General features: G+C 55.4%; 22 protein-coding genes and 1 tRNA gene. 7 read left to right on the forward strand and 16 right to left on the reverse strand.

Annotated features, from left to right (window positions below; genetic code table 11):
- Positions 1-98: 98 nt before the first annotated feature.
- Positions 99-509, reverse strand: a complete 411-nt coding sequence (gene uraH / locus ACOKCT_RS18320; protein WP_269775957.1) for a hydroxyisourate hydrolase — start codon at positions 507-509, stop codon at positions 99-101.
- Positions 510-605: 96 nt separating this feature from the next.
- Positions 606-1,334, reverse strand: a complete 729-nt coding sequence (locus ACOKCT_RS18325) for a MerR family transcriptional regulator (protein WP_420193753.1) — start codon at positions 1,332-1,334, stop codon at positions 606-608.
- A 117-nt stretch (positions 1,335-1,451) separates the two neighbouring features.
- Here ACOKCT_RS18325 and ACOKCT_RS18330 point away from each other — a divergent pair, with 117 nt between their 5' ends.
- Complete coding sequence (locus ACOKCT_RS18330; protein WP_103177683.1) at positions 1,452-1,976, forward strand: lipocalin family protein; 525 nt, start codon at positions 1,452-1,454, stop codon at positions 1,974-1,976.
- A gap of 94 nt (positions 1,977-2,070) precedes the next feature.
- On the opposite strand, the gene ACOKCT_RS18335 is transcribed toward ACOKCT_RS18330, so the two are convergent.
- On the reverse strand, positions 2,071-2,370 hold the full coding sequence (locus ACOKCT_RS18335; protein WP_103177684.1) for a helix-turn-helix domain-containing protein: 300 nt from the start codon (positions 2,368-2,370) through the stop codon (positions 2,071-2,073).
- The gene (locus ACOKCT_RS18340; RefSeq protein ID WP_103177685.1) at positions 2,367-2,717 is read right to left on the reverse strand and encodes a type II toxin-antitoxin system RelE/ParE family toxin; all 351 of its coding nucleotides are present in this window, start codon (positions 2,715-2,717) and stop codon (positions 2,367-2,369) included. Before ACOKCT_RS18340 ends, ACOKCT_RS18335 begins: the two co-directional genes overlap by 4 nt.
- Before the next feature lie 110 nt (positions 2,718-2,827).
- On the opposite strand from ACOKCT_RS18340, the gene ACOKCT_RS18345 reads away from it, so the two are divergent.
- Positions 2,828-3,265, forward strand: a complete 438-nt coding sequence (locus ACOKCT_RS18345; RefSeq protein ID WP_263950102.1) for an acetyltransferase — start codon at positions 2,828-2,830, stop codon at positions 3,263-3,265.
- A gap of 72 nt (positions 3,266-3,337) precedes the next feature.
- Here the strand turns inward: ACOKCT_RS18345 and ACOKCT_RS18350 are convergent, their stop codons facing one another.
- On the reverse strand, positions 3,338-3,949 hold the full coding sequence (locus ACOKCT_RS18350) for a hypothetical protein (RefSeq protein WP_420193754.1): 612 nt from the start codon (positions 3,947-3,949) through the stop codon (positions 3,338-3,340).
- A gap of 238 nt (positions 3,950-4,187) precedes the next feature.
- The gene (locus tag ACOKCT_RS18355; protein ID WP_420193755.1) at positions 4,188-4,475 is read right to left on the reverse strand and encodes a SymE family type I addiction module toxin; all 288 of its coding nucleotides are present in this window, start codon (positions 4,473-4,475) and stop codon (positions 4,188-4,190) included.
- A 124-nt stretch (positions 4,476-4,599) separates the two neighbouring features.
- Between ACOKCT_RS18355 and ACOKCT_RS18360 the strand changes: the two genes are divergently transcribed.
- Positions 4,600-4,791, forward strand: a complete 192-nt coding sequence (locus ACOKCT_RS18360) for a toxin-antitoxin system HicB family antitoxin (protein ID WP_420193756.1) — start codon at positions 4,600-4,602, stop codon at positions 4,789-4,791.
- A 15-nt stretch (positions 4,792-4,806) separates the two neighbouring features.
- On the opposite strand, the gene ACOKCT_RS18365 is transcribed toward ACOKCT_RS18360, so the two are convergent.
- Together ACOKCT_RS18365 and ACOKCT_RS18370 are read right to left on the reverse strand one after the other, a co-directional pair.
- Positions 4,807-6,606 (reverse strand): hypothetical protein, encoded by a 1,800-nt coding sequence (locus ACOKCT_RS18365; RefSeq protein ID WP_420193757.1) that lies wholly within the window; start codon positions 6,604-6,606, stop codon positions 4,807-4,809.
- 125 nt (positions 6,607-6,731) lie between these two features.
- Positions 6,732-6,826 (reverse strand) — tRNA-Sec (locus ACOKCT_RS18370).
- A gap of 282 nt (positions 6,827-7,108) precedes the next feature.
- Here ACOKCT_RS18370 and ACOKCT_RS18375 point away from each other — a divergent pair.
- Positions 7,109-8,503: a glycoside-pentoside-hexuronide family transporter gene (locus ACOKCT_RS18375; RefSeq protein WP_420193758.1), complete on the forward strand. Its 1,395-nt coding sequence runs from the start codon at positions 7,109-7,111 to the stop codon at positions 8,501-8,503.
- A 12-nt stretch (positions 8,504-8,515) separates the two neighbouring features.
- Complete coding sequence (yicI, locus tag ACOKCT_RS18380; RefSeq protein WP_420193759.1) at positions 8,516-10,834, forward strand: alpha-xylosidase; 2,319 nt, start codon at positions 8,516-8,518, stop codon at positions 10,832-10,834.
- Positions 10,835-11,187: 353 nt separating this feature from the next.
- Here yicI and ACOKCT_RS18385 read toward each other — a convergent pair whose 3' ends face one another.
- Together ACOKCT_RS18385 and ACOKCT_RS18390 are read right to left on the reverse strand one after the other, a co-directional pair.
- The gene (locus ACOKCT_RS18385) at positions 11,188-12,888 is read right to left on the reverse strand and encodes an AsmA family protein (protein ID WP_420193760.1); all 1,701 of its coding nucleotides are present in this window, start codon (positions 12,886-12,888) and stop codon (positions 11,188-11,190) included.
- A 119-nt stretch (positions 12,889-13,007) separates the two neighbouring features.
- A complete protein-coding gene (locus ACOKCT_RS18390; protein ID WP_159340418.1) occupies positions 13,008-14,399 on the reverse strand; it encodes a nucleobase:cation symporter-2 family protein in 1,392 nt (463 codons plus the stop codon).
- 225 nt (positions 14,400-14,624) lie between these two features.
- On the opposite strand from ACOKCT_RS18390, the gene gltS reads away from it, so the two are divergent.
- On the forward strand, positions 14,625-15,827 hold the full coding sequence (gene gltS, locus ACOKCT_RS18395; RefSeq protein WP_156653678.1) for a sodium/glutamate symporter: 1,203 nt from the start codon (positions 14,625-14,627) through the stop codon (positions 15,825-15,827).
- Here the strand turns inward: gltS and recG are convergent, their stop codons facing one another.
- The 5 genes from recG to gmk are packed head-to-tail and all read right to left on the reverse strand — an operon-like array spanning position 15,828 to position 21,691.
- Positions 15,828-17,909 (reverse strand): ATP-dependent DNA helicase RecG, encoded by a 2,082-nt coding sequence (gene recG, locus ACOKCT_RS18400; RefSeq protein ID WP_159340417.1) that lies wholly within the window; start codon positions 17,907-17,909, stop codon positions 15,828-15,830.
- 3 nt (positions 17,910-17,912) lie between these two features.
- Positions 17,913-18,602, reverse strand: a complete 690-nt coding sequence (gene trmH, locus ACOKCT_RS18405; protein WP_159340416.1) for a tRNA (guanosine(18)-2'-O)-methyltransferase TrmH — start codon at positions 18,600-18,602, stop codon at positions 17,913-17,915.
- Positions 18,603-18,606: 4 nt separating this feature from the next.
- A complete protein-coding gene (spoT, locus tag ACOKCT_RS18410) occupies positions 18,607-20,718 on the reverse strand; it encodes a bifunctional GTP diphosphokinase/guanosine-3',5'-bis pyrophosphate 3'-pyrophosphohydrolase (RefSeq protein WP_103177696.1) in 2,112 nt (703 codons plus the stop codon).
- 19 nt (positions 20,719-20,737) lie between these two features.
- Complete coding sequence (gene rpoZ, locus ACOKCT_RS18415; protein WP_039030179.1) at positions 20,738-21,013, reverse strand: DNA-directed RNA polymerase subunit omega; 276 nt, start codon at positions 21,011-21,013, stop codon at positions 20,738-20,740.
- Positions 21,014-21,067: 54 nt separating this feature from the next.
- A complete protein-coding gene (gene gmk, locus ACOKCT_RS18420) occupies positions 21,068-21,691 on the reverse strand; it encodes a guanylate kinase (RefSeq protein WP_103177697.1) in 624 nt (207 codons plus the stop codon).
- A 250-nt stretch (positions 21,692-21,941) separates the two neighbouring features.
- On the opposite strand from gmk, the gene ligB reads away from it, so the two are divergent.
- On the forward strand, positions 21,942-23,612 hold the full coding sequence (ligB, locus tag ACOKCT_RS18425; protein WP_290567180.1) for an NAD-dependent DNA ligase LigB: 1,671 nt from the start codon (positions 21,942-21,944) through the stop codon (positions 23,610-23,612).
- Here the strand turns inward: ligB and ACOKCT_RS18430 are convergent.
- Positions 23,609-24,226 (reverse strand): trimeric intracellular cation channel family protein, encoded by a 618-nt coding sequence (locus tag ACOKCT_RS18430; protein WP_103177699.1) that lies wholly within the window; start codon positions 24,224-24,226, stop codon positions 23,609-23,611. The two genes, ligB and ACOKCT_RS18430, sit on opposite strands and share 4 nt — an antisense overlap.
- Positions 24,227-24,299: the final 73 nt, after the last annotated feature.

Here is a 24,299-nt window from a genome sequence, read left to right on the forward strand (position 1 = left end):
TGTACCTCCAGAGCCTATATCTAAAAGTTACACAACTTGACTATTTTGTCCAAGTATTGGCGAAACTATTTTTTAATGTGTATAAATATCAACGATTTTTAGCTGCCCTTATAGGTCGAGTAACCGTACTGGCTGAGCAGCAGAGGGATGTGCAGCTTCTCGTTGGTGCGGGTCACGGTAAACAGCACCGGGATCTCGGGGAAGAATGACTGCAGCTTATTCGCCTGGAAGTACTCTGCGGTTTTAAACGTCACTTTATAGACGCCAGGTTGCATGTCCTGATCGTCTGGATAGAGCGACTTGATGCGGCCATCCTGGTCGGTTTTGCCGCTGGCAACAGGGGTCCATTTGTCCTGCTGCTGTTTTTCCAGCGTGACGCTGACGCCCGGCGGCGGCGTACCGGTTTGCTGGTCAAGAATATGCACGCTCAGCGTACCGACAGGGGCGCTAAAGGCGACAGGAGCAAAGGCCATAGAGGCCAGGATCAGCAGAGGGACACTTTTTTTCATTGGGTTTTCCTGTGGAGTAGTAAGTCACAGGAAAACGTTAGCATTTGCTGCGCGGGAAAATATTCAACTTTTCGTGACAATTCCCGCAGGAGAAAATCATCGGAGGATAATCACCTCAAGGGAAACCTGCTGCTGCCACTGCTCAACCTGCCTTTTGCGCGCGGCATTGAGCTTACCGCTGGTGACCAACAGCCACTTGCGGTCCGGGAAGATCTCCGGTGCCAGCGCGGCAGGGGGAATGGGCAGGAGGGTGATTCGATGGCCCTGGCCGGTGCGCGCCAGGGCTTCAAGCCAGATTTCACACGGGTCGTTCAGGTGCCAGCCGCTGAGCAGAAGGTTGTCGCCCGGCGCTTTTTTGTCGCTCTCAAGGCAAAACGAGGTATAGGCGATGATGATGCCGTCGAGGATCTCGCGCAGGGTCATGGCGGCGGGAACGTTCGCCGAGACCTGGCTGCGCAGGGGGCGTAACACCTTCGCGACCAGCTCTGGCCGGGGGTACTCGCGGCCGGCATCGTAAATCATCTGGCGCAAGGATTCGATTTTGCCCGCCTGCAGACGGTCCAGCATGTTCTGTTGCAGCGTTTGCCAGTTATTGGTACGGCTCGGAGCAGGGCGCTCCAGCAGCGGCTTCACCTGGCCAATCGGGACGCCTTTTTTCACCCAGTCGAGGATTTTCAGCGCCTGTTGGACATCCTCCTCGCTGTACTGGCGATGGCCGCCCTCCGTGCGCTGCGGCTTGAGTAAACCGTAGCGGCGCTGCCACGCCCGCAGGGTGGTGGCGGTGATCCCGCTGAGTCTGGCGAATTCGCCGATGGAGTAGGCCATGTCTGCGTCCGAAGGAAAGGATTAATCTCAATATACTACGAATATTTGCCTGCGGGATGAAGCACCAGAGCGGTGCACTACACTTTACATCCAGACGCGCAAATGAAAGGAGCTCTCATGAAACTATGGCCTGTTGTGACCGGTGTCGCCATTGCGCTGACCCTGGTTGCCTGTAAATCCCCTACGCCGCCGAAAGGCGTGCAGCCGATAACCAACTTTGACGCCAGCCGCTATCTCGGCAAGTGGTACGAAGTCGCCCGCCTGGAAAACCGCTTCGAACGTGGTCTGGAGCAGGTTACCGCCACCTACGGCAAGCGCAGCGACGGGCAGATCAGCGTCATCAACCGCGGATACGATCCGGTGAAACGCAAGTGGAACGAGAGCGAGGGGAGAGCCTCCTTCACCGGCGCGCCGACCACCGCCGCGCTGAAGGTTTCGTTCTTCGGCCCGTTCTACGGCGGGTATAACGTCATCAAGCTGGACGATAATTACCAGTACGCGCTGGTCAGCGGCCCGAACCGCGACTACCTGTGGCTCTTGTCGCGCACTCCGACCATTCCGGATGCGGTGAAAGAGGATTACCTCAATACCGCGCGCAGCCTGGGCTTCCGGGTCGATCAGCTGGTATGGGTTAAGCAGTAAATATCGTGCTTTCCGGGGCGGTAAAAGCGGACCCGCTGATGCCGCCCTCTCCTGTGGGGAGAGGGATAAAAAGGACTGGCTCGCCAGGAATTGACTAAATGTGAAACGCCACGCGTTTTCCGTTCGGGAGTTCAACATCCAGGCTTAGTTTACCGCCCATCGCCTCGATATAGCGTTTTAGCGTGGTGATTTTCAGTTCATTGCCACGCTGCTCAAGTTGGGTGATAGCGGGCTGGCTGATGCCCATCACTTCCGCAACGTGTTTTTGCGATAATTTCAGTTCCTCGCGCATCATTTGCAGGCCCGTTTCCAGAATCATTTCGTCGGCCATTTCTTTGATGCGTTTTTGGCTTTCAGGGGAACGCGAAGCGATCGCTTCATTCAAGGTTTTCAATTTCTTGTCTCCATTGCTGCCAGGTGAGCCGAAAATTCATCATCTGCAATACGAATGAGTCGTTCATAGAATTTTTTGTCATGACTTTTATCGCCTGCGCAAAGCACAATAGCCTGACGCACGGGATCGAAAGCAAAAAATGCACGAATCGGACGGCCATAATATTGAATACGTAATTCTTTCATATTGTTATGTCGCGAGCCTCTGACTGTATCGGCATAGGGACGTGGAAGGCGGGGACCATAGGTTTGCAGGTTTATGAGAGCTGCAAATACCTTTTCCTGAACGCCTTGTTCTTGATCTTCCAGCCACGCTTCAAACACTTCTCCTAAGATTACCGTCCACATGTTGTCATCCTTGATAAGTTGTAGCTTATACTAGGGAATGTATAAGCTACAACTTATAAATGCACGTGCTGTTGCTTGATGTAGATTCGTTTTTCGACCATGCTCGCATCATGAAAATCGAATCCGCATTCCCCTCACAATTTGACCGTCTTGTCGCGATCTGGGAGTCTTCCGTTCGCGCCACTCACCACTTTTTGCAGGAGAGCGATATCGCGACATTACGCCCGTTATTGCTTAACGCCTATTTACCGAACTTAACCGTTGTTATTGCGCGGGATGAAACCGGCGTCATTCATGGCTTTTTAGGTGTGGATGAGAACCGCATTGAAATGCTGTTTGTTGATGATGCGAGCCGGGGGAAAGGCGTCGGCACGCTGCTGCTGAGGCACGCCATTGAACACTTTGGCGCCAATGAAGTGGATGTGAATGAGCAGAACCCGCAGGGGGTTGGGTTTTATCGCTATATGGGGTTTGAGCAGGTCGGGCGAACGGAGCGGGACGGGCAGGGGAATCCGTTTCCGCTGCTGCATATGCGCTATAAGGGTTAATTAAAGCGCGTACTACCCCTTCGCCCCTATGGGGGGAGGGGAAATAACCCCTTAACCCTTTCCTGAAGCCGATCAGTTACTCGTAATTTGCCCCACGATCACGCCACGCACTTTCTCACCGTCGAAGGAATAAGAGACGGTATTGCTTTGGGTAAATCCCTCCTGAACGGGGGTATCCTGATAGAAAAGAACAGCCTCCTTTTTTATAACCTCATTATTTCCAAATGACTGAGCGATATCCTGACGAGTGGTATCAAGCAAAGATATCTTCCCTATGGAAACGCGAATGGATTCTGGCGATGCCACACACTCTTTATGATTGCCGTCTTTAGCTATCGCAATAGCAGTGAGTAACCCCCTCCCCATTTCATTATCGGAAATAAACCAATAATTTATACCCTCTTTTGAATGCAGGCAGAGCCAGTGAGCAGAGCTGTCTGTCTGAATAGGTATGTCAGCAATATCCGTCAGGGAAGTCGCCTCCATTTGTATGGCTTTGGTGCCGATAGTAATGGTGGGAGAGATAGGCTGTTGTGATACAACTTCTTGGGAAGAGAGGTCATCCCGGTAATATTGTTCCGCAAAGCCTGTCATTTTGGCCGCGAAAGCGTGATGGCAGGCTGAAAGTAATATAAGAGTCAGGAACGATAAGCATTTAATTTTGACATTAGCTATTGTTTTCATGTCTGGCACTCATTCTGATTTGTATCGTCGTGAGTATACCGGGCTATTTACTGGCCGCTTGCCAGTCTTTGTTTATAAAATTCTGATTTTTGCCTGGTGATGGGTTTGAGATGAAGGTTACGGGCTGCGGCAGTTGTTCGGTTTTGCTGAACAACTGCATATCTGCTTTGGTTTCGCGTCTGCCGAACCTGTAAGCCTGACTTACAGGTTAAGTAATAATCAGGTGATCAGCCTGTGATTACACCATGGACAGCGCCCCTTCAATCCCTTTCAGCTTCTGCTGCGCCTGCTTTAATTCGGTGAGAAGTGCCTTCTCATGCGGGTTGTGCGACATCACAACGATGCAGCCATCCATGACTTTCACTGTGACTTTATCTCCGGTATCAAATCCCGCCGCACGCAGCCATTTGCCGGAAAGGATCAGGTTTGGCGTACTGCGATCGCGACCTTGCGGGCGATATCCCACAATTAATGTACGCTCAGTTCCGGTTGCGGTAGTGTCTGGGGTAGAATGCGAATCAGCCATAATCAACTCCTTGATAGTTGGTGAGGTTAGACGCTCCCGTGTGTTCCTGCACACTGGGGCGTTGATAAAATTGGAGGTTTAGGTGGCCTCCTATATGGTTCAGATTAGATGGATAGGTGGCCCCATGTCAATCATAGCGCGCGAAAAAAAACCAAAAGGCGGTGGGCAATCCCCGCAGTTTAAAATGCGTATTGATCCGGCATTGAAGGAGCAATTGGATGCTGTGGCGGCTAAGGAAGGGGTGAGCCTCGCTAGCTGGCTGAAAGAACTGGCGAGGGAGGCTTTGCGAACCAAAGGAATCGAACCTAAAGGTTAAGAAATGGTATATGAATCAGTCATCGTTAAAACCAATAATATGAAACTCTGCGCCTGATGATTTAATAGCATTATCCGAACTTACCAATAATACATCTAACTGCCTTTTAATGTTATTGCCTTGTAACTGTGTGTAATAGCTTTTGATTGTATGGGGTTGTATGACAATTACTCTTGTTTTAAGTTTGTTTGGATTTGTATTCAATGACGATAGTTTTGTAATAAAATCAGAAGGTTGTATTGGCTTATTTTCTTGCCAGCACATTTTGTTTTGAGAGGTACTGGCTCTTTCGGTGAGGTCCTGAATGAGATTCTTACGGTTCGAATATCTTAAATTTTTAACGGCTTGGCTTAATACAATATCATGAGCTCCTACGGATACTCTTCTTTTATTACTGTCACTATTAGCCGCTTTAATATGAATTAAAGATACTATAGTCTTATCATTGTAGTCATCAATATGAATAAAATCGGCTTTTTCACCAGCACCATCATCACAATATAACCATCCTGTGGGTTTCTCTGTAGTATTGAATTTTTCTATGGAATCCCAACGACTATTCCAGCGATTTTTAACCCAGCAAAAAAGTGATTTTTGCATTCCTATATTTGACAAGTCAAGCATGCCCGAGACTAATGGCTTCTCTTGGCATATATCAAAGTTTTCAAAATCAGCCCAAATAAATCCATTATAAATTACATCTTTATAGTCAGTCTTAAATATCCAAGAGTTTACTATAGCATGCCCGGATTCATACCAGCATTTTATTAGTTCAGGATATTTAAGCACTTTTGCATAGTTATTAAGTATTTCTTTTTTCTGCGCCACGGGGTTTTGGCTATCAATGGAGAAGCTAATTTCATATTCTTTAATTATTAATTTTACATTGATATCTCCACAAAATACATTTTCATAATAGACTTTAAGAGAAAAAGATGAGTTTAATATGGGTATAACTTCAGTTTTATATTTTGAGCTTATTTTTCTTAGTAAATCAATTTTGGTAGTACTCATTTCATATGGGACGAAATCAGGATCTATTACCGAAAAATCATAGGCATCTTTGACACCATTGAGGTCATTAATAGGACTCGCTAAAATACTTATAGGTGTTGAATTATTTTGGTTATTTGAGTTTAATGTATCCAAAATTTCAATGACGTTTTTTTCAAATGTTTCCCAATCCTTACATGGACCTCTCCAAATTGATGATTTAAAAGGATTGAGCCCGATAGTTTTATTATTTTTTCCGATTTCAGTACGGACTGCAGACATCATATAAGATTGATCTTCAAGAGGATCTAAAGATTCTGCTACGCTATTTCCTCCTAAAACTTTGGAGTCTGCTTTAAAGGTGTTCTTTCCATGTATTCCTAAAAGCCAAAGCATTTTAATGTTATCTTCATTAATGAAAAGGTGATTTAGATGCGATATTTCTACAGGATGTAGTTTTTCTAAGGAGGGGCTTTTAAAAAATGATCTGACAGAGTCTTTCATGCCTTTCTCAGAAAAATAAAAGGCAGCATATTTCCCTAAGGATACTGTTAACACAACATGGTTTTCTATATCTTGTATATCGCTTCTTTTAGTCCAGCTCGGGGTTTTACTTATTGAATAAGGTGTAATGAATACTGAAGCTTCGTTAATGATTTCAGATGAAGTTAAATACTCTTGTATCTCCCCTTCATTATAAATTTCTTTGTTTATGACTTTCATCACTGCTTCATGCAAAATTTCAGCTGCACAATATGATTTATTTAGGCCAACTAGAATCGAGAAAAAAGGCGAAAGATGTTCCTTTTGAATATGTTGCATAACGATCTCATTTATTATTTGGGAGTTGAAATGAGATGATTATAAAAATTTTAAGCTAATTAAAGTGATGACCATCACATAGATGATCTATATAGAATTAAAAAAGGGATCTAAAACAGCAATTTTGGCGGAAGATCACAGGAGTCGAACCTGCCCAGGACCGCTGGCGGCCCCAACTGGATTTGAAGTCCAGCCACCTCACCGGAGATGACGATCTTCCGCGCCTCGATTGCTACATGGAGGCGGGGCGCATTATAGCTACTTTCAATCATTTACCCCATCTTTTCCCTCACTTATTTCACTCCTTTTTTGACCTGTGTTATGCCGCCAGCGTAAACCTTAAGAAAATCCTCAGCTTACATTTTCCGCCTCCGCACTTTTACCGCGATCACAAAAAACAAGAAACGTAAAAAAGTAACCAGAAAACGCAATACCTGCCCGTGGGTGAATGGTTTACAAAAAATGTAACCGGTCTCAGCGCCCTACGCGTGAAGGAAAAACAATGAAAAGCGAAGTCTTATCCGTCAAAGAGAAAATTGGTTACGGCATGGGTGACGCCGCAAGTCACATCATTTTCGACAACGTTATGCTCTACATGATGTTTTTCTATACCGATATCTTCGGTATCCCCGCCGGGTTTGTCGGCACCATGTTCCTGCTGGCGCGTGCGCTGGATGCTGTCTCCGACCCCTGCATGGGGCTGATAGCCGACCGCACCCGCAGCCGTTGGGGTAAGTTCCGCCCGTGGATACTGTTCGGGGCGATCCCGTTTGGTCTGGTCTGCGTGCTGGCCTACACCACGCCGGACCTCAGCCTGAACGGTAAAATGATCTACGCCGCTGTCACTTACACCCTGCTGACCGTGCTCTATACCGTGGTCAACATCCCGTACTGCGCCCTGGGTGGGGTGATCACCAATGACCCAACGCAGCGTATCTCCCTCCAGTCCTGGCGCTTTGTGCTGGCGACGGCGGGCGGCATGCTCTCCACGGTACTGATGATGCCGCTGGTGAATATGATTGGCGGCGAGGATAAAGCACTCGGCTTCCAGGGCGGTATCGCGGTGCTGTCGGTGGTGGCGTTCCTGATGCTGGCGTTCTGCTTCTTCACCACCAAAGAGCGCATCCAGGTTCCGCCGAGCACCACCTCCATGCGCGAAGATCTGCGCGACATCTGGAAGAACGACCAGTGGCGCATCGTCGGGCTGCTTACCATCCTCAACATTCTGGCGGTCTGCGTGCGCGGCGGGGCGATGATGTATTACGTCACCTGGATCATGGGCTCGCCGGAGCTGTTTGTCGCCTTCCTCACCACCTACTGCGTCGGCAACCTGATTGGCTCCGCGATGGCGAAACCGCTCACCGACTGGAAATGCAAAGTCAGCGTCTTCTGGTGGACCAATGCCCTGCTGGCGGTGGCGAGCGTGGCGATGTTCTTCGTGCCGATGCAGGCCAGCATCATCATGTTCGGCTTTATCTTCGTGATTGGCGTGCTGCACCAGCTGGTGACCCCGATCCAGTGGGTGATGATGTCCGACACCGTCGATTACGGCGAGTGGACCAACGGCAAACGCCTCACCGGCATCAGCTTTGCGGGCACGCTGTTCGTGCTCAAGCTGGGTCTGGCGCTGGGCGGGGCGTTAATCGGCTGGATGCTGGCTGGCGGCGGCTACGATGCCGCAGCAAAAACCCAGAACAGCGCCACCATCAGCATTATCATCGCCCTGTTTACCCTGGTACCCGCCGCTTGCTACCTGCTGAGCGCGGTGATTGCCAAACGCTACTACAGCCTGAAGACGCCATTCCTGGTCAAAATCATGAACGATCTGGCGCAGGGCGCGCGACGTAACGAGCAGGAATTTAACACCCTGCCGGTCAGCAAAGAATTGCAGAACTAAGAGGACGAAAGCATGAAAATCAGTGATGGAAACTGGCTAATTCAACCGGGTCTGAACGTGACCTATCCGGTTCAGGTATTCGATGTGGAGCAGCAGGGCAACGACCTGGTGGTCTATGTGGCGCCACGCGACGTGCGCGAGCGCACCTGGCAGCTCGACACCCTGATGTTCACCGTGCGCCTGTTTGCGCCGCAGGAGGGGATTGTCGGGGTGCGTATCGAGCACTTCCAGGGGGCGCTGAATAACGGCCCGCACTACCCGCTCAACGTCCTGAAAGACGTTAACGTGCAGATTGAAAACAACGCGGAGTTTGCCGGGCTGAAAAGCGGCAATATCAGCGTGCGCGTCACCAAAGGCGAGTTCTGGTCGCTGGATTTCTTCCGCGACGGGCAGCGCATCACCGGCAGCCAGTTGAAAAACAACGGCTACGTGCAGGACGGCAATACCGATCGCAACTATATGTTTGAGCGTCTGGATCTGGGCGTAGGGGAGACCGTCTATGGCCTGGGCGAGCGTTTTACCGCCCTGGTACGCAACGGCCAGACGGTCGAGACCTGGAACCGCGACGGCGGCACCAGCACCGAGCAGTCATACAAAAATATCCCGTTCTACCTCACAAACCGCGGCTACGGCGTGCTGGTGAACCACCCGGAAAACGTCTCGTTTGAAATCGGCTCCGAGAAGGTGTCGAAAGTGCAGTTTAGCGTCGAGGGTGAATATCTGGAGTACTTCGTCATCGACGGCCCGACGCCGAAAGAGGTGCTGAACCGCTATACGCGGTTTACCGGGCGTCCGGCGCTGCCGCCAGCGTGGTCGTTCGGGCTGTGGCTCACCACCTCGTTCACCACCAACTACGACGAAGCGACGGTGAACAGCTTTATCGACGGCATGGCGGAGCGCGACCTGCCCCTGCATGTCTTCCACTTCGACTGTTTCTGGATGAAGGCCTTCCAGTGGTGCGACTTCGAGTGGGACCCGGTTACCTTCCCGGACCCGGAAGGGATGATCCGCCGCCTGAAGGAGAAAGGGCTCAAGGTCTGCGTGTGGATCAACCCCTACATCGGGCAGAAATCACCCGTATTTAAAGAGCTGAAAGAGAAGGGCTATCTGCTGAAACGTCCGGATGGCTCCCTGTGGCAGTGGGACAAATGGCAGCCGGGGCTGGCGATCTACGACTTCACCAACCCGGAAGCTTGTGCCTGGTACGCCGATAAGCTGAAAGGCCTGGTGGATATTGGCGTCGACTGCTTCAAAACCGACTTCGGCGAGCGCATCCCGACCGACGTGCAGTGGTTCGACGGTTCCGATCCGCAGAAAATGCACAACCATTACGCCTACCTTTATAACGAACTGGTGTGGAACGTGCTGAAAGAGACGGTGGGCGAGGAAGAGGCGGTATTGTTCGCTCGCTCGGCCTCGGTGGGGGCGCAACAGTTCCCGGTTCACTGGGGCGGCGACTGCTACGCCAACTACGAATCGATGGCCGAAAGCCTGCGCGGTGGGCTGTCGATTGGGCTCTCCGGATTTGGGTTCTGGAGCCACGATATCGGCGGGTTCGAAAACACCGCCCCGGCGCACGTCTATAAGCGCTGGTGCGCGTTCGGGCTGCTCTCCAGCCACAGCCGCCTGCATGGCAGCAAATCCTACCGGGTGCCGTGGGCGTATGATGACGAGTCCTGTGATGTGGTGCGCCACTTTACCCAGCTGAAATGCCGGATGATGCCGTACCTCTATCGCCAGGCGGCGCTGGCCCGCGAGTTCGGCACGCCGATGCTGCGCGCGATGATGCTCGAGTTCCCGGACGATCCGGCCTGCGACTATCTCGATCGTCAGTATATGCTGGGGGATGCGGTGATGGTTGCGCCGGTATTCAGCGAGGCGGGTGACGTGCAGTTTTACCTCCCGGAAGGGCGCTGGACGCACCTGTGGCATAACGACGAAGTGCAGGGCAGCCGCTGGCACAAACAGCAGCACGATTTCCAGAGCCTGCCGGTCTACGTGCGCGATAACACCCTGCTGGCGCTGGGTAACAACGACCAGAAACCGGACTACGCCTGGAACGAAGGCACCGCCTTCCAGCTGTTTAACCTGGCCGATGGCGCCACGGCAATATGCGAAGTCCCTGCGGCGAACGGTGATGTGGCCTTTACCCTGACCGCGACGCGCAGCGGCGATACCGTCACCCTGAAAGGGAGCGGCGAGGCGCGGAACTGGACGGTCTGCCTGCGCAATGTGCCGCAGATTAGCGGCGTGAAAGGCGCATCCAACATCGGTAGCGAGTGGGGCGTGGTGGTGAAAGCCGAAGGGGATGAGGTGGTGGTTCACCTCTGAGTTGTCTGGAAAAGCCCGGCGGCGCGTTGCTTGCCGGGCCTACGGGTCGTGCATGCTGTGGGTTTTGTAGGCCGGGTAAGGCGAAGCCGTCACCCGGCAATGCAGTGCGGTCTGTTGCCCGGTGGTGCTGCGCTTGCCGGGCCTACGGATCGTGCAGGCTGTGGGTTTTGTAGGCCGGGTAAGGCGAAGCCGCCATCCGGCAATGCAGTGCGGTCTGATGCCCGGCGGCGCGTTGCTTGCCGGGCCTACGGGTCGCGCAGGCTGTAGGTTGTGTAGGCCGGGTAAGGCGAAGCCTTCACCCGGCAATGCAGTGCGGTCTGATGCCCAGCGGCGCTGCGCTTACCGGGCCCACATTATGGTGCGGGTGGTGGTGCCACCGTATTTACCGCCCCGCCCGTCATCGTCTGGGTCACCTGTTGCTTATCCATATTTACCGCATTCAGCCTGCCGTTGACCGTCGGTTTCAGCGGGGAATCTTTCTGCACATTGCCGCTGGCGGTGAGCTGAAGATTGCCGTCGCCGGACACCGGCAGCGCTGGCCAGCCCCACTGCTGGATAATGTTCAACGGCACGCCGCGCCCGGTCAGATTAACGGTAGTCTGGCGCACCGGGGTCTGCGACACGCTGGCCTTCGCTTCCAGAATGCCTTTCTCCGTGAAGGCGCTCAGGTCGCTGATGGAGATGGTCGAGGCGTTAGCCGAGAGCGACAGCGACGGACGGCGCACGTCCACGCGGTTAAAGGTGGCGGCCGCGCCGTTCAGGGTGGCAGTGCCTGACCAGACTCCCCACTCGCGATCTTTCGCCAGTTGCAGGTTGGTGCCATAACCGTCGAGGGCGGTGATCTGCCACGGGAAGGTGGCGTCGACATCGATCACCAGGTTACGGCTCAGGCCAAATTTGCGCAGCGTGACGCTGTGCAGCCACTCCGGCAGGGTCGTCATCCACTGTGTTTTCCAGTTTTCCGGCAGGGTGTATTCCAGCCCGGCGACGGCGACATCATCCAGCATCAGTGCTTTACCGCTGCGCAACCAGTTGCCGGAGGTGCGTACCATCCCGCCTTCCCAGCGTGAGGTAAACTGGCGCAGGGCGATCCCCTGCGGGGAGAATTCAGCGTTCAGGATGGGATCGAACAGATGCAGTGAACCGTAGATAAACTCACTGGCGTTCATCGACAGGCGGCCATCCTCACTCTGCCAGTCGCCCTGGCTCAGGGTCAGGTTGCGCAGGTTTAAATCGAGATCGGTGACCGCCCAGTCCGGCCCCTGCAGGCGGGCGTCGGTCACATCCAGGCGGCCAATCTGCAACGACGGCAGCGTGGTGATGGGGGCGAAGAAGTCGGCAAGGGATTTATCGCTCTGCAGGCGGATATCGTTCAGGCGCATATTGTCCACCTTCCAGCCGCCGTTGGCGTCGCGACGCGCGGTGCCGGTGAGCGAGCCCCGGGCCATATCTGCGCCGATGGTGGTCAGCACCACCTCTTTACCGTTCAGTTCACCTTCAATCAGCACGTTGCTGGCCGGGACGCCGTTCAGCGTCAGCGACCCGGCGCTGATCTGGATCTGCGCTTTTTTCCCCAGCACGTTGCCCGCTTCGGGGTCCCAGGGACGCACGCCGCCGGTCACCTTCTGGGCGCTCAGATCCCATTCGGTATTCGGGCTGTTAAACGCCATGTTGTTTAACAGCAGGCGATCGGCCTGGAAGGGGAGCGGAGCGGTCTGGGGCGAGAGGTTCAGCGTGCCGTCAAACAGGGTGATGGTATCCATGTGCAGCGGATCGGTGAGCTGACGGCTGCTCACGCCGATATCCACCATTTTGGCGACCAGCGTCGCGGGTTGGCCGTCGCGCCCGAATGTGACGTTTTTCAGCACCAGGTGCGTGGGCGACGAGAAACGGTGATCCATCAGGTCGAAATTGAGTTCGTAATCGGTGTTTACCGTGATCCAGCTGCTGACCTGCGCCGCGCCCCAGCGCGTTTGTACAAGGATATAGAGCGCGAGGATCGCAATAAGCAGAACGGCCAGAATACCGACGAGAAGCTTTCCAATAAATTTCATGGTCTTCCATCACGTAAAACGAACATAAAGGAGTTATGCACGATTTATACGCAATGCTCAAGGCGGGAATGGTGTAATTACGTGTCACGGCAGCAGTTGCCTGCTGCCGTAAAGGGAGATCAGTTCTTTTCTGGCGGGAAAATCAGGTTCAGGACGATAGCGGTGATCCCACCGGCGGCGATGCCGGAAGAGAGCAGGTTCTTCACCCAGTCCGGGGCAAACTGCAGGATCAGCGGCTGCTGAGAAACACCCAGACCCACCGCCAGCGACAGGGCGATGATCATGATAGCGCGGCGGTTCAGCGGCTCGCGGGAGACGATACGCACCCCCGATGCCGCGATGGTGCCAAACATCACCAGCGTTGCGCCGCCCAGGACCGGCTCAGGAATGTGCTGCACAAAGCCGCTCACCGCCGGGAACAGGCCCAGTAAAACCAGCATCAGCGCCACGACAAAGCCCACGTAGCGGCTGGCAACGCCGGTCAGCTGGATCACGCCGTTGTTCTGGCCGAAGCAGGAGTTCGGGAAGGTGTTGAACACGGCGGAGACAAACGAGTTCAGACCGTTTGCCAGCACGCCGCCTTTCAGGCGCTTCATATACAGCGGGCCAGAGACCGGCTGCTCAGAGACGTCAGAGGTCGCGGTAATGTCGCCGATGGTTTCCAGCGAGGTGATCATAAACACCAGCATCAGCGGCAGCAGCAGGCTCCAGTCAATGCCCAGGCCGTAGTAGAGCGGCGTCGGCACCATGATCAGCGGGCTGTCGGTCGGCGCAACAGACTGCGGCAGCATGCCCATCGCCCAGGCGGCCAGGTAGCCTGCCGCCATGGCGATCACCAGCGAGGCGACGCGCAGGTACGGGTTACGCTGACGGTTAAGCAGAATAATGATCGCCAGCACGATGCCCGCCAGCAGCAGGTTTTTCGGGGCGCCGAAGGTGTGGTCGTTCATCGCCGCGTAGCCGCCGCCGATGGAGGTCAGACCCACCTGAATCAGCGACAGGCCGATAATCATCACCACTACGCCGGAGACCAGCGGGGTAATAATGCGGCGCGCCAGGTGCAGAACGCGGGAGATCACCATCTCGGTGCAGCTTGCCAGCATCAGGGTGCCGAACAGCGCCGCCATCATGGTAGGCACATCCGCGCCGCCGGTTTTCAGTGCCGTACCGCCCATGATCAGCGGGGCAACAAAGTTAAAGCTGGTACCCTGAATCGACAGCAGACCGGAGCCCACCGGCCCCCAGGCTTTAATCTGAATGATGGAGGCCACGCCCGAGGCAAACAGTGACATGCTGATAATGTGCTGGGTGTCCTGCGCCGGTAAACCGAGAGCCTGGCAGATCAGCAGAGCGGGGGTAATAACGGCCACAAACATCGCCAGCAGATGCTGACAGGCGGCAAACAAGGTCTGCGCCAGCGGCGGACGGTCTTCAAGACGGTAAATCAGTTCACTGTTTTGCGTCTGCGCAATCGGTTGCGCATCCTGCTGTTCAATGGCGTTAACGGACATCTGCTGCAAACCCCTGGAGGAAAAGCGGGCATTTTAGCCGAGTGGATGAGAAAAGCAAACGATTGCTAACAAAAAACGTTGATAAATTCACCCGTCCAGGACGGCTTTTTCTGTCCTGATGCGGCAAAGTTCATTACACTCCTGCTCCCGATTGCGCTTATAACACGCAAACGTTACAGGAAAACGCGCATGTTGATGGAGCACGTGCCTTAAAAGGAGCCCACTATGATTCATCTCGATACGTTGTCGACCCTCGTTGCGGCAACTCTCGTTTTACTGCTTGGCCGTAAACTGGTTCACAGCGTTCCCTTCCTCAGAAAATACACCATCCCGGAGCCCGTTGCGGGCGGATTGCTGGCCGCCATCGCGCTGCTGGTGCTGAAAAAAAGCATGGGCTGGGAAATCAACTTTGATATGACCTTAAAAGACCCGCTGATGCTGGCCTTTTTCGCCACTATCGGCCTGAACGCCAACCTCTCCAGCCTGCGGGCAGGCGGGAAGGTGCTTGGGGTGTTCTTAATTGTGGTGGTCGGTCTGCTGGTGATGCAGAACGCCATCGGCATCGGCATGGCGTCGCTGCTGGGGCTGGACCCACTGATGGGCCTGCTGGCCGGTTCGATTACCCTGTCGGGCGGTCACGGTACCGGCGCGGCCTGGAGCAAGCTGTTTGTTGAACGCTATGGCTTCCAGAATGCCACCGAAGTGGCAATGGCCTGCGCCACCTTCGGGCTGGTGTTGGGCGGCCTGATCGGCGGACCGGTCGCGCGCTTTCTGGTGAAGCGCTCCACCAACCCGAATGGCTGCCCGGACGATGAGTTGACGCCATCGGCATTTGAAAAGCCGGACGTCGGACGCATGATCACCTCCCTGGTGCTGATTGAAACCATCGCCCTGATCGCCATCTGCCTGACGGTGGGCAAGGTGATTGCGCAATTGCTGGCTGGCACCGTGCTGGAGCTGCCGGTCTTTGTCTGCGTATTGTTTGTGGGGGTGATCCTCAGCAACGGCCTGGCCCTGATGGGCTTTTATCGCGTCTTTGAGCGGGCGGTGTCGGTGTTGGGCAACGTCTGCCTGTCGCTGTTCCTGGCGATGGCGCTGATGAGCCTGAAGCTGTGGGAGCTGGCCTCGCTTGCGCTGCCAATGCTGGCGATCCTGATCGTGCAGGCCCTGTTTATGGCGCTGTACGCCATGTTCGTTACCTGGCGGATGATGGGTAAAAACTACGATGCGGCGGTGCTGGCGGCCGGCCATTGCGGCTTTGGTCTGGGGGCCACGCCGACGGCGATCGCCAACATGCAGGCCATTACCGAGCGTTTCGGTCCGTCGCATATGGCGTTTCTGGTGGTGCCGATGGTGGGGGCGTTCTTTATTGATATCGTCAACGCGATCGTGATTAAGCTCTATCTGATGCTGCCTATCTTCGGCTGATCAGGCGTTCGAGTAACGCCCGGTCTCTGGCATCCAGCGATCGATTAACGCTGCCGCCTGTTCGGGGTAGCGTTCATGAATATGGCGTGCCAGACGCTGAACTTCGGGGATCATGCCCTGATCGCGCATCAAATCTGCTACTTTAAACTCGGCGTTACCGGTCTGACGGGTGCCGAGCAACTCTCCCGGCCCACGGATCTCCAGATCCTGTTGCGCAATCACAAAGCCGTCATTGCTGTCGCGTAACACCTGCAAACGTTTTTGCGCTGTTTTCGACAGCGGGGCTTTATAGAGCAATACGCAGTGCGAGGCCACCGCGCCACGTCCGACGCGGCCACGCAGCTGGTGCAGCTGCGCCAGACCCAGACGTTCCGGGTTTTCGATGATCATCAGGCTGGCGTTAGGCACGTCCACCCCCACTTCAATCACCGTGGTGGCAATCAGCAGATGCAGTTCGCCCTGCTTGAAGGCCTGCATCACCGCCTGTTTTTCCGCAGGTTTCATCCGGCCATGCACCAGCCCGACGTTCAGCTCCGGCAGGGCCAGCTTTAACTCTTCCCACGTGGCTTCTGCCGCCTGCGCTTCCAGCAGATCGGACTCTTCAATCAGGGTACAGACCCAGTAGGCCTGACGCCCTTCCTGCAGGCAGGCGTTGCGCACCCGATCGATGATGTCGCTGCGGCGCGTATCCGGGATGGCGACGGTGGTCACCGGCGTGCGGCCCGGGGGCAGCTCGTCGATAACGGAGGTATCGAGATCGGCATAGGCGGTCATCGCCAGGGTGCGGGGAATGGGCGTGGCGGTCATGATCAGCTGGTGCGGATGATAACCCTGCTGGAGACCTTTCTCCCACAGCGCCAGACGCTGATGCACACCAAAACGGTGCTGCTCGTCGATAATCACCAGCGCCAGACCGTGGAACTGCACCTGTTCCTGGAAGATGGCATGGGTGCCGACAATCATCTGCACCTGACCGCTGGCAATCGCCTCCTGCTGTGCCTGTCGCGCTTTACCTTTTTGTTTACCGGCAAGCCAGCCCACCTCCACGCCGAGCGGTGCAAACCAGGCGCGGAAATTGTTGGCGTGCTGTTCGGCCAGCAGTTCGGTAGGCGCCATCAGGGCGACCTGTCTGCCGTGGGCAATGGCGCGTAATGCGGCCAGGGCGGCCACCAGCGTTTTGCCCGAGCCTACGTCGCCCTGCACCAGGCGCATCATCGGTACGTCCAGCGCCATATCATGCTCGATCTCGGCGGTGACGCGGGCCTGCGCCCCGGTGGGTTTAAACGGCAGCGAGGCCAGAAGCCTCTCTTTTAAATCGTTACGGGCCGGGAGCGGCAGGGCGTGAAAACGCTGTGCCCCGGCGCGCAGCGCCAGCATGCTCAGGTTGTGCGCCAGTAGCTCTTCGAGAATAAGACGTCGCTGCGCCGGGTGTTGCCCGCTCTCTAAATCGCTCAACAGCAGTGAGGGCGGGGGGCGATGGAGAGTACGCAACGCATCCGGCAGGCTCATCATCCCCTGCGCCAGCTCCGGCGGCAGAAGTTCGGCAATGGCACAGGTGTCCAGCAGCTCCAGCGCCTGATCGGTCAGCTTGCGCAGCGTCGCCTGCTTAACGCCTTCGGTGGTCGGATAGACCGGCGTCAGCGTCTCCTGCATCTCCGGCGTGCTGAGATCGCCCTGCACGCGGTACTCCGGGTGGATCATCTCCGCGCCATATTTCCCGCGTTTGGCTTCGCCATAGGCCAGCACCCGTCGTCCAGTGGCGAGGCTGTTTTTCATTGCCGCATTGAAGTTAAAAAAGCGCATCGTCAGGATGCCGGAGCCGTCGCTGATCTGGCAGGTCATCATCCGGCGACCGCCGAAGGTGATGTTGCAGTTCAGGACTTCGCCTTCAACGGTGGCGTAAATGCCAGGCAGGAGTTCACCAATCTGGTAAAGCTGAGTGCGGTCTTCGTAACGCAGGGGGAGGTGCAGGAGGAGATCCTGCACGGTATGCAGGCCAATTTTCGCCAGTTTGCTGCTCTGGGCTGCGCCAACACCCGTCAGGGAATTGAGCGGCACAGCATCCAGCAGACGGCCCTGCATAATTTACTTCGCCGCCTGCATCGTCGCCCACCACGTCGCATCGGCTTCAATCTCGCCCTGCAGATTCACGTGGGGGTACGGTAATTTTTTCTGCTTCGCCACTCTGGCCAGCACCGGATAACCGCCTTCAAACAGCAGGCGCTGCTGCTCATCGTCCGGCAGCATACTGTTCTCGCGTTTGTACATCCCGGCATTTTGCCGCTGACGCTGGGCTTCATACAGAATGAGGGCGGAGGCCACGGAGACGTTCAGCGACTGCACCATGCCGATCATCGGAATGATGATGTCCTGATCCGCCAGATCTAAGGCTTCCTGGGTGATCCCCGTCTTCTCCTGACCCATCAGAATGCAGGTCGGGCGGGTGTAATCAATTTCACGGAAATCGACGGCTTTGTCGGAAAGGTGGGTCGCCAGAATCTGCATGCCGCGCCCTTTCAGATGCGAAATGGCTTCGCCAATAGTGTCGTGGGCTTTGACCTGTACCCAGCTGTTGCTGCCTGCGGCAGCCGAGGCCATAGGACGCATCCGCGTCCCCTTCCAGACGGCGTGCACTTCATGCACGCCGACGGCATCAGCGGTACGGACGATAGCAGCAACGTTATGAGGTTTATGCACCTGCTCCATGCACACCGTCAGATCGGGCTGACGCCTGGCGAGCATTTCGCAGATCCGGGCATAACGCGTTGAATTCATAAAACTAGTTTCGGTTACGGGTGACTTTAATGACGTCAGCCATCACGCGGATTTTACGCATGATATTCGCCAGATGCACACGGTCCCGCGCGGTCAGACGAATAAAGGCGCTGTAGACCCGGCCATCTTTCTCTTCCGTATTCAGGCTATGAATATTGGAAGAGGCGGTATTGATCGCCGCGGTCAGGTTCGCCAGCGCGCCCTGGTGGTTGAACATATCTACCTTGATCTCGGTGATAAATTCCTGCTCGGTCTCTTTATCCCACTCGACCGCCATAAACTTCTCTGGCTCTTTCTGGTAGCCGCGGATGTTACGACAGGATTCGTGATGGATAACCAGACCTTTACCCGGGCTGACGTGGGCGATAATCGGATCGCCAGGGATAGGGCGGCAGCACTTGGCAAAGGTGATCAGTACGCCGTCGGCGCCCTTGATCGGCAGGTGCCCATGGCTGGTTGATGACGGCTGCGGCACAGAGGTTTCGCCCTGCTGCAGGTTCTTCGCCACCACCACGCTCATCGCGTTGCCAAGACCGATCTCTGCCAGCAGGTCATCAAGCGAGGCGAGCTTCATACGCTCCAGCTCGTGCTGAATGCTCTCTTTCGGGATTTCAGCCAGCTTGCGGCTGCCACCCAACGCGTGGTTGAGCAGACGGCGACCCAGGCTGACGGAGTCATCGCGTTTGAGGTTCTTCAGCAGCTGGCGGATCTTGGCGCGTGCTTTCGAGCTTACGACGAAGTTGAGCCACGCCGCGTTCGGACGCGCGCCTGGGGCAGTAATGATTTCCACCGTCTGGCCGCTGGTCAATGGCTGTGACAGCGGGTAAGGCTGCCTGTCGACACGTGCCCCCACGCAGGCATGACCGATATCGGTATGCACGGCGTAGGCGAAGTCGACCGGCGTGGCACCAGCAGGCAGCTCGACAATGCGCCCTTCTGGTGTGAAAACGTAAATCTCATCCGGGAAGAGATCGGATTTAACGCTCTCGATAAATTCAAACGAGCTACCGGCGCTCTGCTGCAGCTCCAGCAGGCTCTGCATCCAGCGCTGGGCGCGGATTTGCGCGGTAGTGCTGGTTTCGCCGTGCTCTTTGTAGGCCCAGTGCGCGGCAACACCCATCTCCGCCATCTGATCCATATCTTCGGTACGAATTTGCACCTCAACCGGCACGCCGTGCGGGCCAATCATCGAGGTGTGCAGAGACTGATATCCGTTCGCTTTTGGAATGGCGATATAGTCTTTCATTCGGCCCGGACGCGGCTTATAGAGGCTGTGCATCTGACCGAGCACGCGATAACAGGTGTCGGCGTCATGAACGATCACGCGGAAGGCGTAGATATCCATGATCGAGTGAAAACGCTGCTCTTTAAGCACCATTTTGCAGTAGATAGAGTACAAATGCTTTTCGCGACCGCTGACGCGACAGGGAATACCGGCTTCCTGCAAACGCCCTTCGATTTCCGAGAGGATCTTCTGAATCATCTCTTTACGGTTGCCACGCGCGGCTTTCACCACCTCTTTGATCACACGGAAGCGGTTCGGGTACAACGCTTCAAAACCCAGCTCTTCCAGCTCGGTTTTAATGTGATGAATACCTAAACGGTGCGCCAGTGGGCTGTAGATTTCGAGGGTTTCACGGGCAATACGGCGACGTTTGTCCGGGCGAAGCGAGCCCAGCGTGCGCATATTGTGGGTACGGTCGGCAAGTTTGATCAGAATGACGCGGATATCCTGCACCATCGCCATGATCATCTTGCGAAAGTTTTCGGCCTGCGCCTCTTTCTTGTCGCGGAAATTCAGCTTGTCAAGCTTAGAGACCCCTTCCACCAGTTCGGCAACGCTTTTGCCAAACAGCTGTTCCATATCCTGGTAGGTGGCAGGGGTGTCTTCGATCACGTCATGCAGCAGGGCGGCCATCAGTGTTTCATAGTCGAGTTTCATCTCGGCCAGAATACAGGCCACCGCTACCGGGTGCGTGATATAGGGTTCACCGCTTGAACGTGTCTGACCCTCGTGAGCGTCACGTGCAACGAGATACGCCTGCTGGAGACGTTTAATCTGATCTACCGGCAGGTAGGTTTGAATCAGTTGATTCAGGCTTTCAAACAGATACAAGGGCGACCCGCAGGTTTAATTAACGACGACCTTCAGCAATGGCGGTAACGGCCTGCAGTTCTGCGGCTTCCTGCTCTTGCTGCTCCTGGCGCTCACGAACATCGAGGATCTGGCTGTTGATCAGGCCTTCTTCGATTTCGCGCAGTGCGATAACGGTAGTTTTATCGTTTTCTTCCGGTACCAGTGGATCTTTACCGCCTGACTGCATCTGACGAGCGCGACGCGCGGCGACCAGCACCAGGTCAAAACGGTTACCAATTTTCTCTACAGCGTCCTGAACAGTTACGCGTGCCATACTTAAAATGCTCCACAGATGAAGAAATGACTGGGCATGATACTGAATGTGGGTTCAGTCTGCCAACAGTTTGGTGATTAATGCGTCATGTCGCTGCTTCTGGCGGCTCATACGCAGACGTTCGGCGCGAAGGATAGTTTTGAGATCGCTCAGGGCGGCGTCAAAATCATCATTCACAATCAGGTAATCATATTCGGCGTAATGGCTCATTTCCGCAACTGCCTGGGCCATACGTTTTGCGATAACCTCTTCGCTATCCTGGCCGCGGCCACGGAGACGGCGATCCAGCTCATCTTTCGATGGCGGCAAAATAAAAATGCTGCGTGAATCGGGCATTTTCTGGCGAATCTGCTGCGCGCCCTGCCAGTCGATATCCAGGAATACGTTTACGCCGGTCGACAGCACTTGCTCGATGGTTTCACGCGAGGTGCCGTAATAGTTACCGAAGACCTCAGCGTGTTCAAGAAACGCATCTCTGCCAATCATCGTTCTGAATTCATCGTGATCGACAAAGAAATAGTGTTCACCGTGTACTTCACCCGGACGCGGCGCGCGCGTGGTGTGAGAAACAGAAACCTGCGTATCGTACAACGGTTGGGTTTTTAACAGCGCCTGAATCAGGCTGGATTTACCCGCGCCACTTGGGGCAGAAACAATATAAAGCGTGCCTTGAGCCATGAGAGTCTTTGTATGTTGATAGCGTTGAAGTCCTACATACGGGCTTATTATACACGTCGCCGCTTCGTGACGTAGCCTTTGTCACACTTTTTCCGCATTCCGGTTGATTTTTGCGTACCTTTTTCCGGTTTTATGGGGCGTTTGCTGCAACAAAGATTTAATTCTGAGATTGCCTCGTAAAGTCGTTTTTTGCCTCTCGCCTGCGGCTGTGCTTCGCGTTATACCCCCTGCAAAACAGGGAGGAGTGACGATGTGGCGATATTTTAGCGTGCTGTTAGCAATCTGGAGCAGTGCCGGTCAGGCGATATGCCCGGTCTGGTCGCCTACCCAGGCAGAGCAGGAGATAGCCAGGCTCAGCGCGCAAATAGCACGCTGGGATAAGGCGTACTGGCAACAGGGCACCAGCGACGTCAACGACGAAGTCTATGACCAGCTGGCGGCAAGGCTTAAACAGTGGCGGCACTGCTTTGGCGACGAACAGGCGGCAGACGTACCGGTGGCTGCGGGTGGTTCGGTCAGGCACCCGGTCGGCCACACTGGAGTCGCGAAGATAGCCGATAAAACAGCGCTCCGCCAGTGGATGCAGTCGCGTCGCGATCTCTGGATCCAGCCAAAAGTGGATGGTGTGGCGGTCACGCTGGTCTACCGCCAGGGTCAACTGGTGCAGGCCACCAGCCGTGGCGACGGACTTAAAGGCGAAGACTGGACGGAGAAAGTAAAACGCATCGCCTCGGTTCCCGGGCAGGTAAAAGGCCCGCTTGCCAACAGCGTGTTGCAGGGGGAGCTCTTTTTACTGCGCGATAACCATATCCAGAAGCAGATGGGTGGGATGAATGCGCGGGCAAAAGTCGCCGGGACGATGATGCGACACGATACCGGCGCAGGGCTGGATAAGATCGGTATTTTCATCTGGGCATGGCCGGACGGCCCCGCCTCGATGCCTGAACGGCTACAGGCATTAACCCAGGCAGGGTTCACCCTTACCGGGTTATGGACGCATAAAGTCAGTTCGCTGGAGTCAGCAGAAAAAATACGCGAACGCTGGTTTACATCGCCCCTGCCGTTTGTGACCGATGGGGTCATCATCCGCTCGGCGCAGGAGCCTCCGGGTCACCGCTGGCTTCCCGGCGAGGGCAGTTGGGTCGTGGCGTGGAAATATGCGCCGGTCGCCCGGGTTGCCGAAGTTCGGGCCATCAATTTCACCGTGGGGCGTACCGGCAGGATCGCGGTGGTTGCCATCCTGGAGCCCGTACAGCTTGATGATAAGCAGGTGCAGCGCGTAAACCTCGGGTCAGTGGGACGCTGGCAGGCGCTGGATATTGCGCCGGGGGATCAGATCCAAATTAGTCTGGCCGGGCAGGGGATCCCGCGCGTGGATAACGTCGTCTGGCGGGGGAGCGATCGCCGCAAACCCGTGCCGCCAGAAAGGCGTTTTACCCCGCTCACCTGTTTTTATGCCGCGCCGGAGTGCCACGGGCAGTTTATGGCCCGGCTGAAGTGGCTGAGTTCGTCGTCGGTGTTAAATATCGCCGGGCTGGGTGAGGCTGGCTGGCAGTCGCTGCATCAGGCGCACCACTTTGAACATCTCTTTTCCTGGCTGGCGCTCAGTCAGGAGCAGTTGCAACACACACCCGGCATAACGTCAGAGCGGGGCCTGCGGCTCTGGCATCAATTCAATCTGGTTCGCCGTCAGCCTTTTACCCGCTGGCTGGATGCGCTTGGCGTTCCCCTGCCGCGAAGGGCCCTGCGCGCGCTTAGCGATCGGCAGTGGCAGCAGTTACTGGAGAGAGATGCGTTACGCTGGCATCAGGTGCCGGGCATCGGCCCGGAAAAGGCGCACAGGCTGGTGGATTTTGTTCATCATCCCACCGTTAACGCCCTGGCTTCCTGGCTGGGTGAACAGGGCGTAGAGGGCTTTTAGTGACTATCGTGGGTGTAATAAAAAACGGGTAATCCCAGTTTCAGACGCAGCGCCAGCATGCGGGCGGTAAAGCCAAATAAGAGCGTGGAGATGATCACCACATCCTGATTGCTCACGTAATGCTGCAAAGCGACATAGAGCACGGCGGAGGCGAAAGAGACGCCAGCGTAGAGTTCTTTCTGAAAGACCAGCGGGATGCGTTTACAGAACATATCGCGCAGCACGCCGCCAAAGACGCCGGTGATCACCGCCGCGATAGTGGCGATCACCGGGCCCTGGCCCATATCCAGCGCGACCTGGGCGCCAATAATGGAGAAGACGATCAGGCCGAGGGCATCCAGCACCAGAAACAGACGGCGCAGATGGGGCATAACCGGGGCGGCAATGGTGGTCAACACGGCGGCGACGGCCACAATAATCACATACTCAGGATGTTGGACCCAGCCGAGCGGATAGTGGCCCAGCAGGATATCCCGAACGGAGCCGCCACCCAGCGCCGTGGCAGTGGCAATAATAATGACGCCGAAGGTGTCCATACGACGACGTCCGGCGGCGAGGGCGCCGGTCATGGCTTCAGCGGTGATACCGATCAGATACAGGATATGCAGCAGCATGTTACCCCCAGAAATAAGAGCGTCAGGGTAACGTTTTGTGCTCTGGCTCACGATTTAGATTTTCTTGTGCGAT

Source organism: Leclercia sp. M-A074-M (assembly GCF_965195605.1).
In the GTDB taxonomy this organism is placed as follows: domain Bacteria; phylum Pseudomonadota; class Gammaproteobacteria; order Enterobacterales; family Enterobacteriaceae; genus Enterobacter.

Excerpts from the sequence above, each read along its gene's own strand:
- ACOKCT_RS18355 (WP_420193755.1), bottom strand. The coding sequence starts at position 4,475 with ATGGCTGATTCGCATTCTACCCCAGACACTACCGCAACCGGAACTGAG.
- ACOKCT_RS18330 (WP_103177683.1), top strand. The coding sequence starts at position 1,452 with ATGAAACTATGGCCTGTTGTGACCGGTGTCGCCATTGCGCTGACCCTG.
- gmk (WP_103177697.1), bottom strand. The coding sequence starts at position 21,691 with ATGGCTCAAGGCACGCTTTATATTGTTTCTGCCCCAAGTGGCGCGGGT.
- yicI (WP_420193759.1), top strand. The coding sequence starts at position 8,516 with ATGAAAATCAGTGATGGAAACTGGCTAATTCAACCGGGTCTGAACGTG.
- ACOKCT_RS18345 (WP_263950102.1), top strand. The coding sequence starts at position 2,828 with ATGAAAATCGAATCCGCATTCCCCTCACAATTTGACCGTCTTGTCGCG.
- ACOKCT_RS18360 (WP_420193756.1), top strand. The coding sequence starts at position 4,600 with ATGTCAATCATAGCGCGCGAAAAAAAACCAAAAGGCGGTGGGCAATCC.
- ACOKCT_RS18375 (WP_420193758.1), top strand. The coding sequence starts at position 7,109 with ATGAAAAGCGAAGTCTTATCCGTCAAAGAGAAAATTGGTTACGGCATG.
- ACOKCT_RS18365 (WP_420193757.1), bottom strand. The coding sequence starts at position 6,606 with ATGCAACATATTCAAAAGGAACATCTTTCGCCTTTTTTCTCGATTCTA.
- ACOKCT_RS18325 (WP_420193753.1), bottom strand. The coding sequence starts at position 1,334 with ATGGCCTACTCCATCGGCGAATTCGCCAGACTCAGCGGGATCACCGCC.
- ACOKCT_RS18350 (WP_420193754.1), bottom strand. The coding sequence starts at position 3,949 with ATGAAAACAATAGCTAATGTCAAAATTAAATGCTTATCGTTCCTGACT.
- ACOKCT_RS18390 (WP_159340418.1), bottom strand. The coding sequence starts at position 14,399 with ATGTCCGTTAACGCCATTGAACAGCAGGATGCGCAACCGATTGCGCAG.
- uraH (WP_269775957.1), bottom strand. The coding sequence starts at position 509 with ATGAAAAAAAGTGTCCCTCTGCTGATCCTGGCCTCTATGGCCTTTGCT.
- ACOKCT_RS18385 (WP_420193760.1), bottom strand. The coding sequence starts at position 12,888 with ATGAAATTTATTGGAAAGCTTCTCGTCGGTATTCTGGCCGTTCTGCTT.
- ACOKCT_RS18340 (WP_103177685.1), bottom strand. The coding sequence starts at position 2,717 with ATGTGGACGGTAATCTTAGGAGAAGTGTTTGAAGCGTGGCTGGAAGAT.
- gltS (WP_156653678.1), top strand. The coding sequence starts at position 14,625 with ATGATTCATCTCGATACGTTGTCGACCCTCGTTGCGGCAACTCTCGTT.
- recG (WP_159340417.1), bottom strand. The coding sequence starts at position 17,909 with ATGCAGGGCCGTCTGCTGGATGCTGTGCCGCTCAATTCCCTGACGGGT.
- rpoZ (WP_039030179.1), bottom strand. The coding sequence starts at position 21,013 with ATGGCACGCGTAACTGTTCAGGACGCTGTAGAGAAAATTGGTAACCGT.
- trmH (WP_159340416.1), bottom strand. The coding sequence starts at position 18,602 with ATGAATTCAACGCGTTATGCCCGGATCTGCGAAATGCTCGCCAGGCGT.
- ACOKCT_RS18430 (WP_103177699.1), bottom strand. The coding sequence starts at position 24,226 with ATGCTGCTGCATATCCTGTATCTGATCGGTATCACCGCTGAAGCCATG.
- ligB (WP_290567180.1), top strand. The coding sequence starts at position 21,942 with ATGTGGCGATATTTTAGCGTGCTGTTAGCAATCTGGAGCAGTGCCGGT.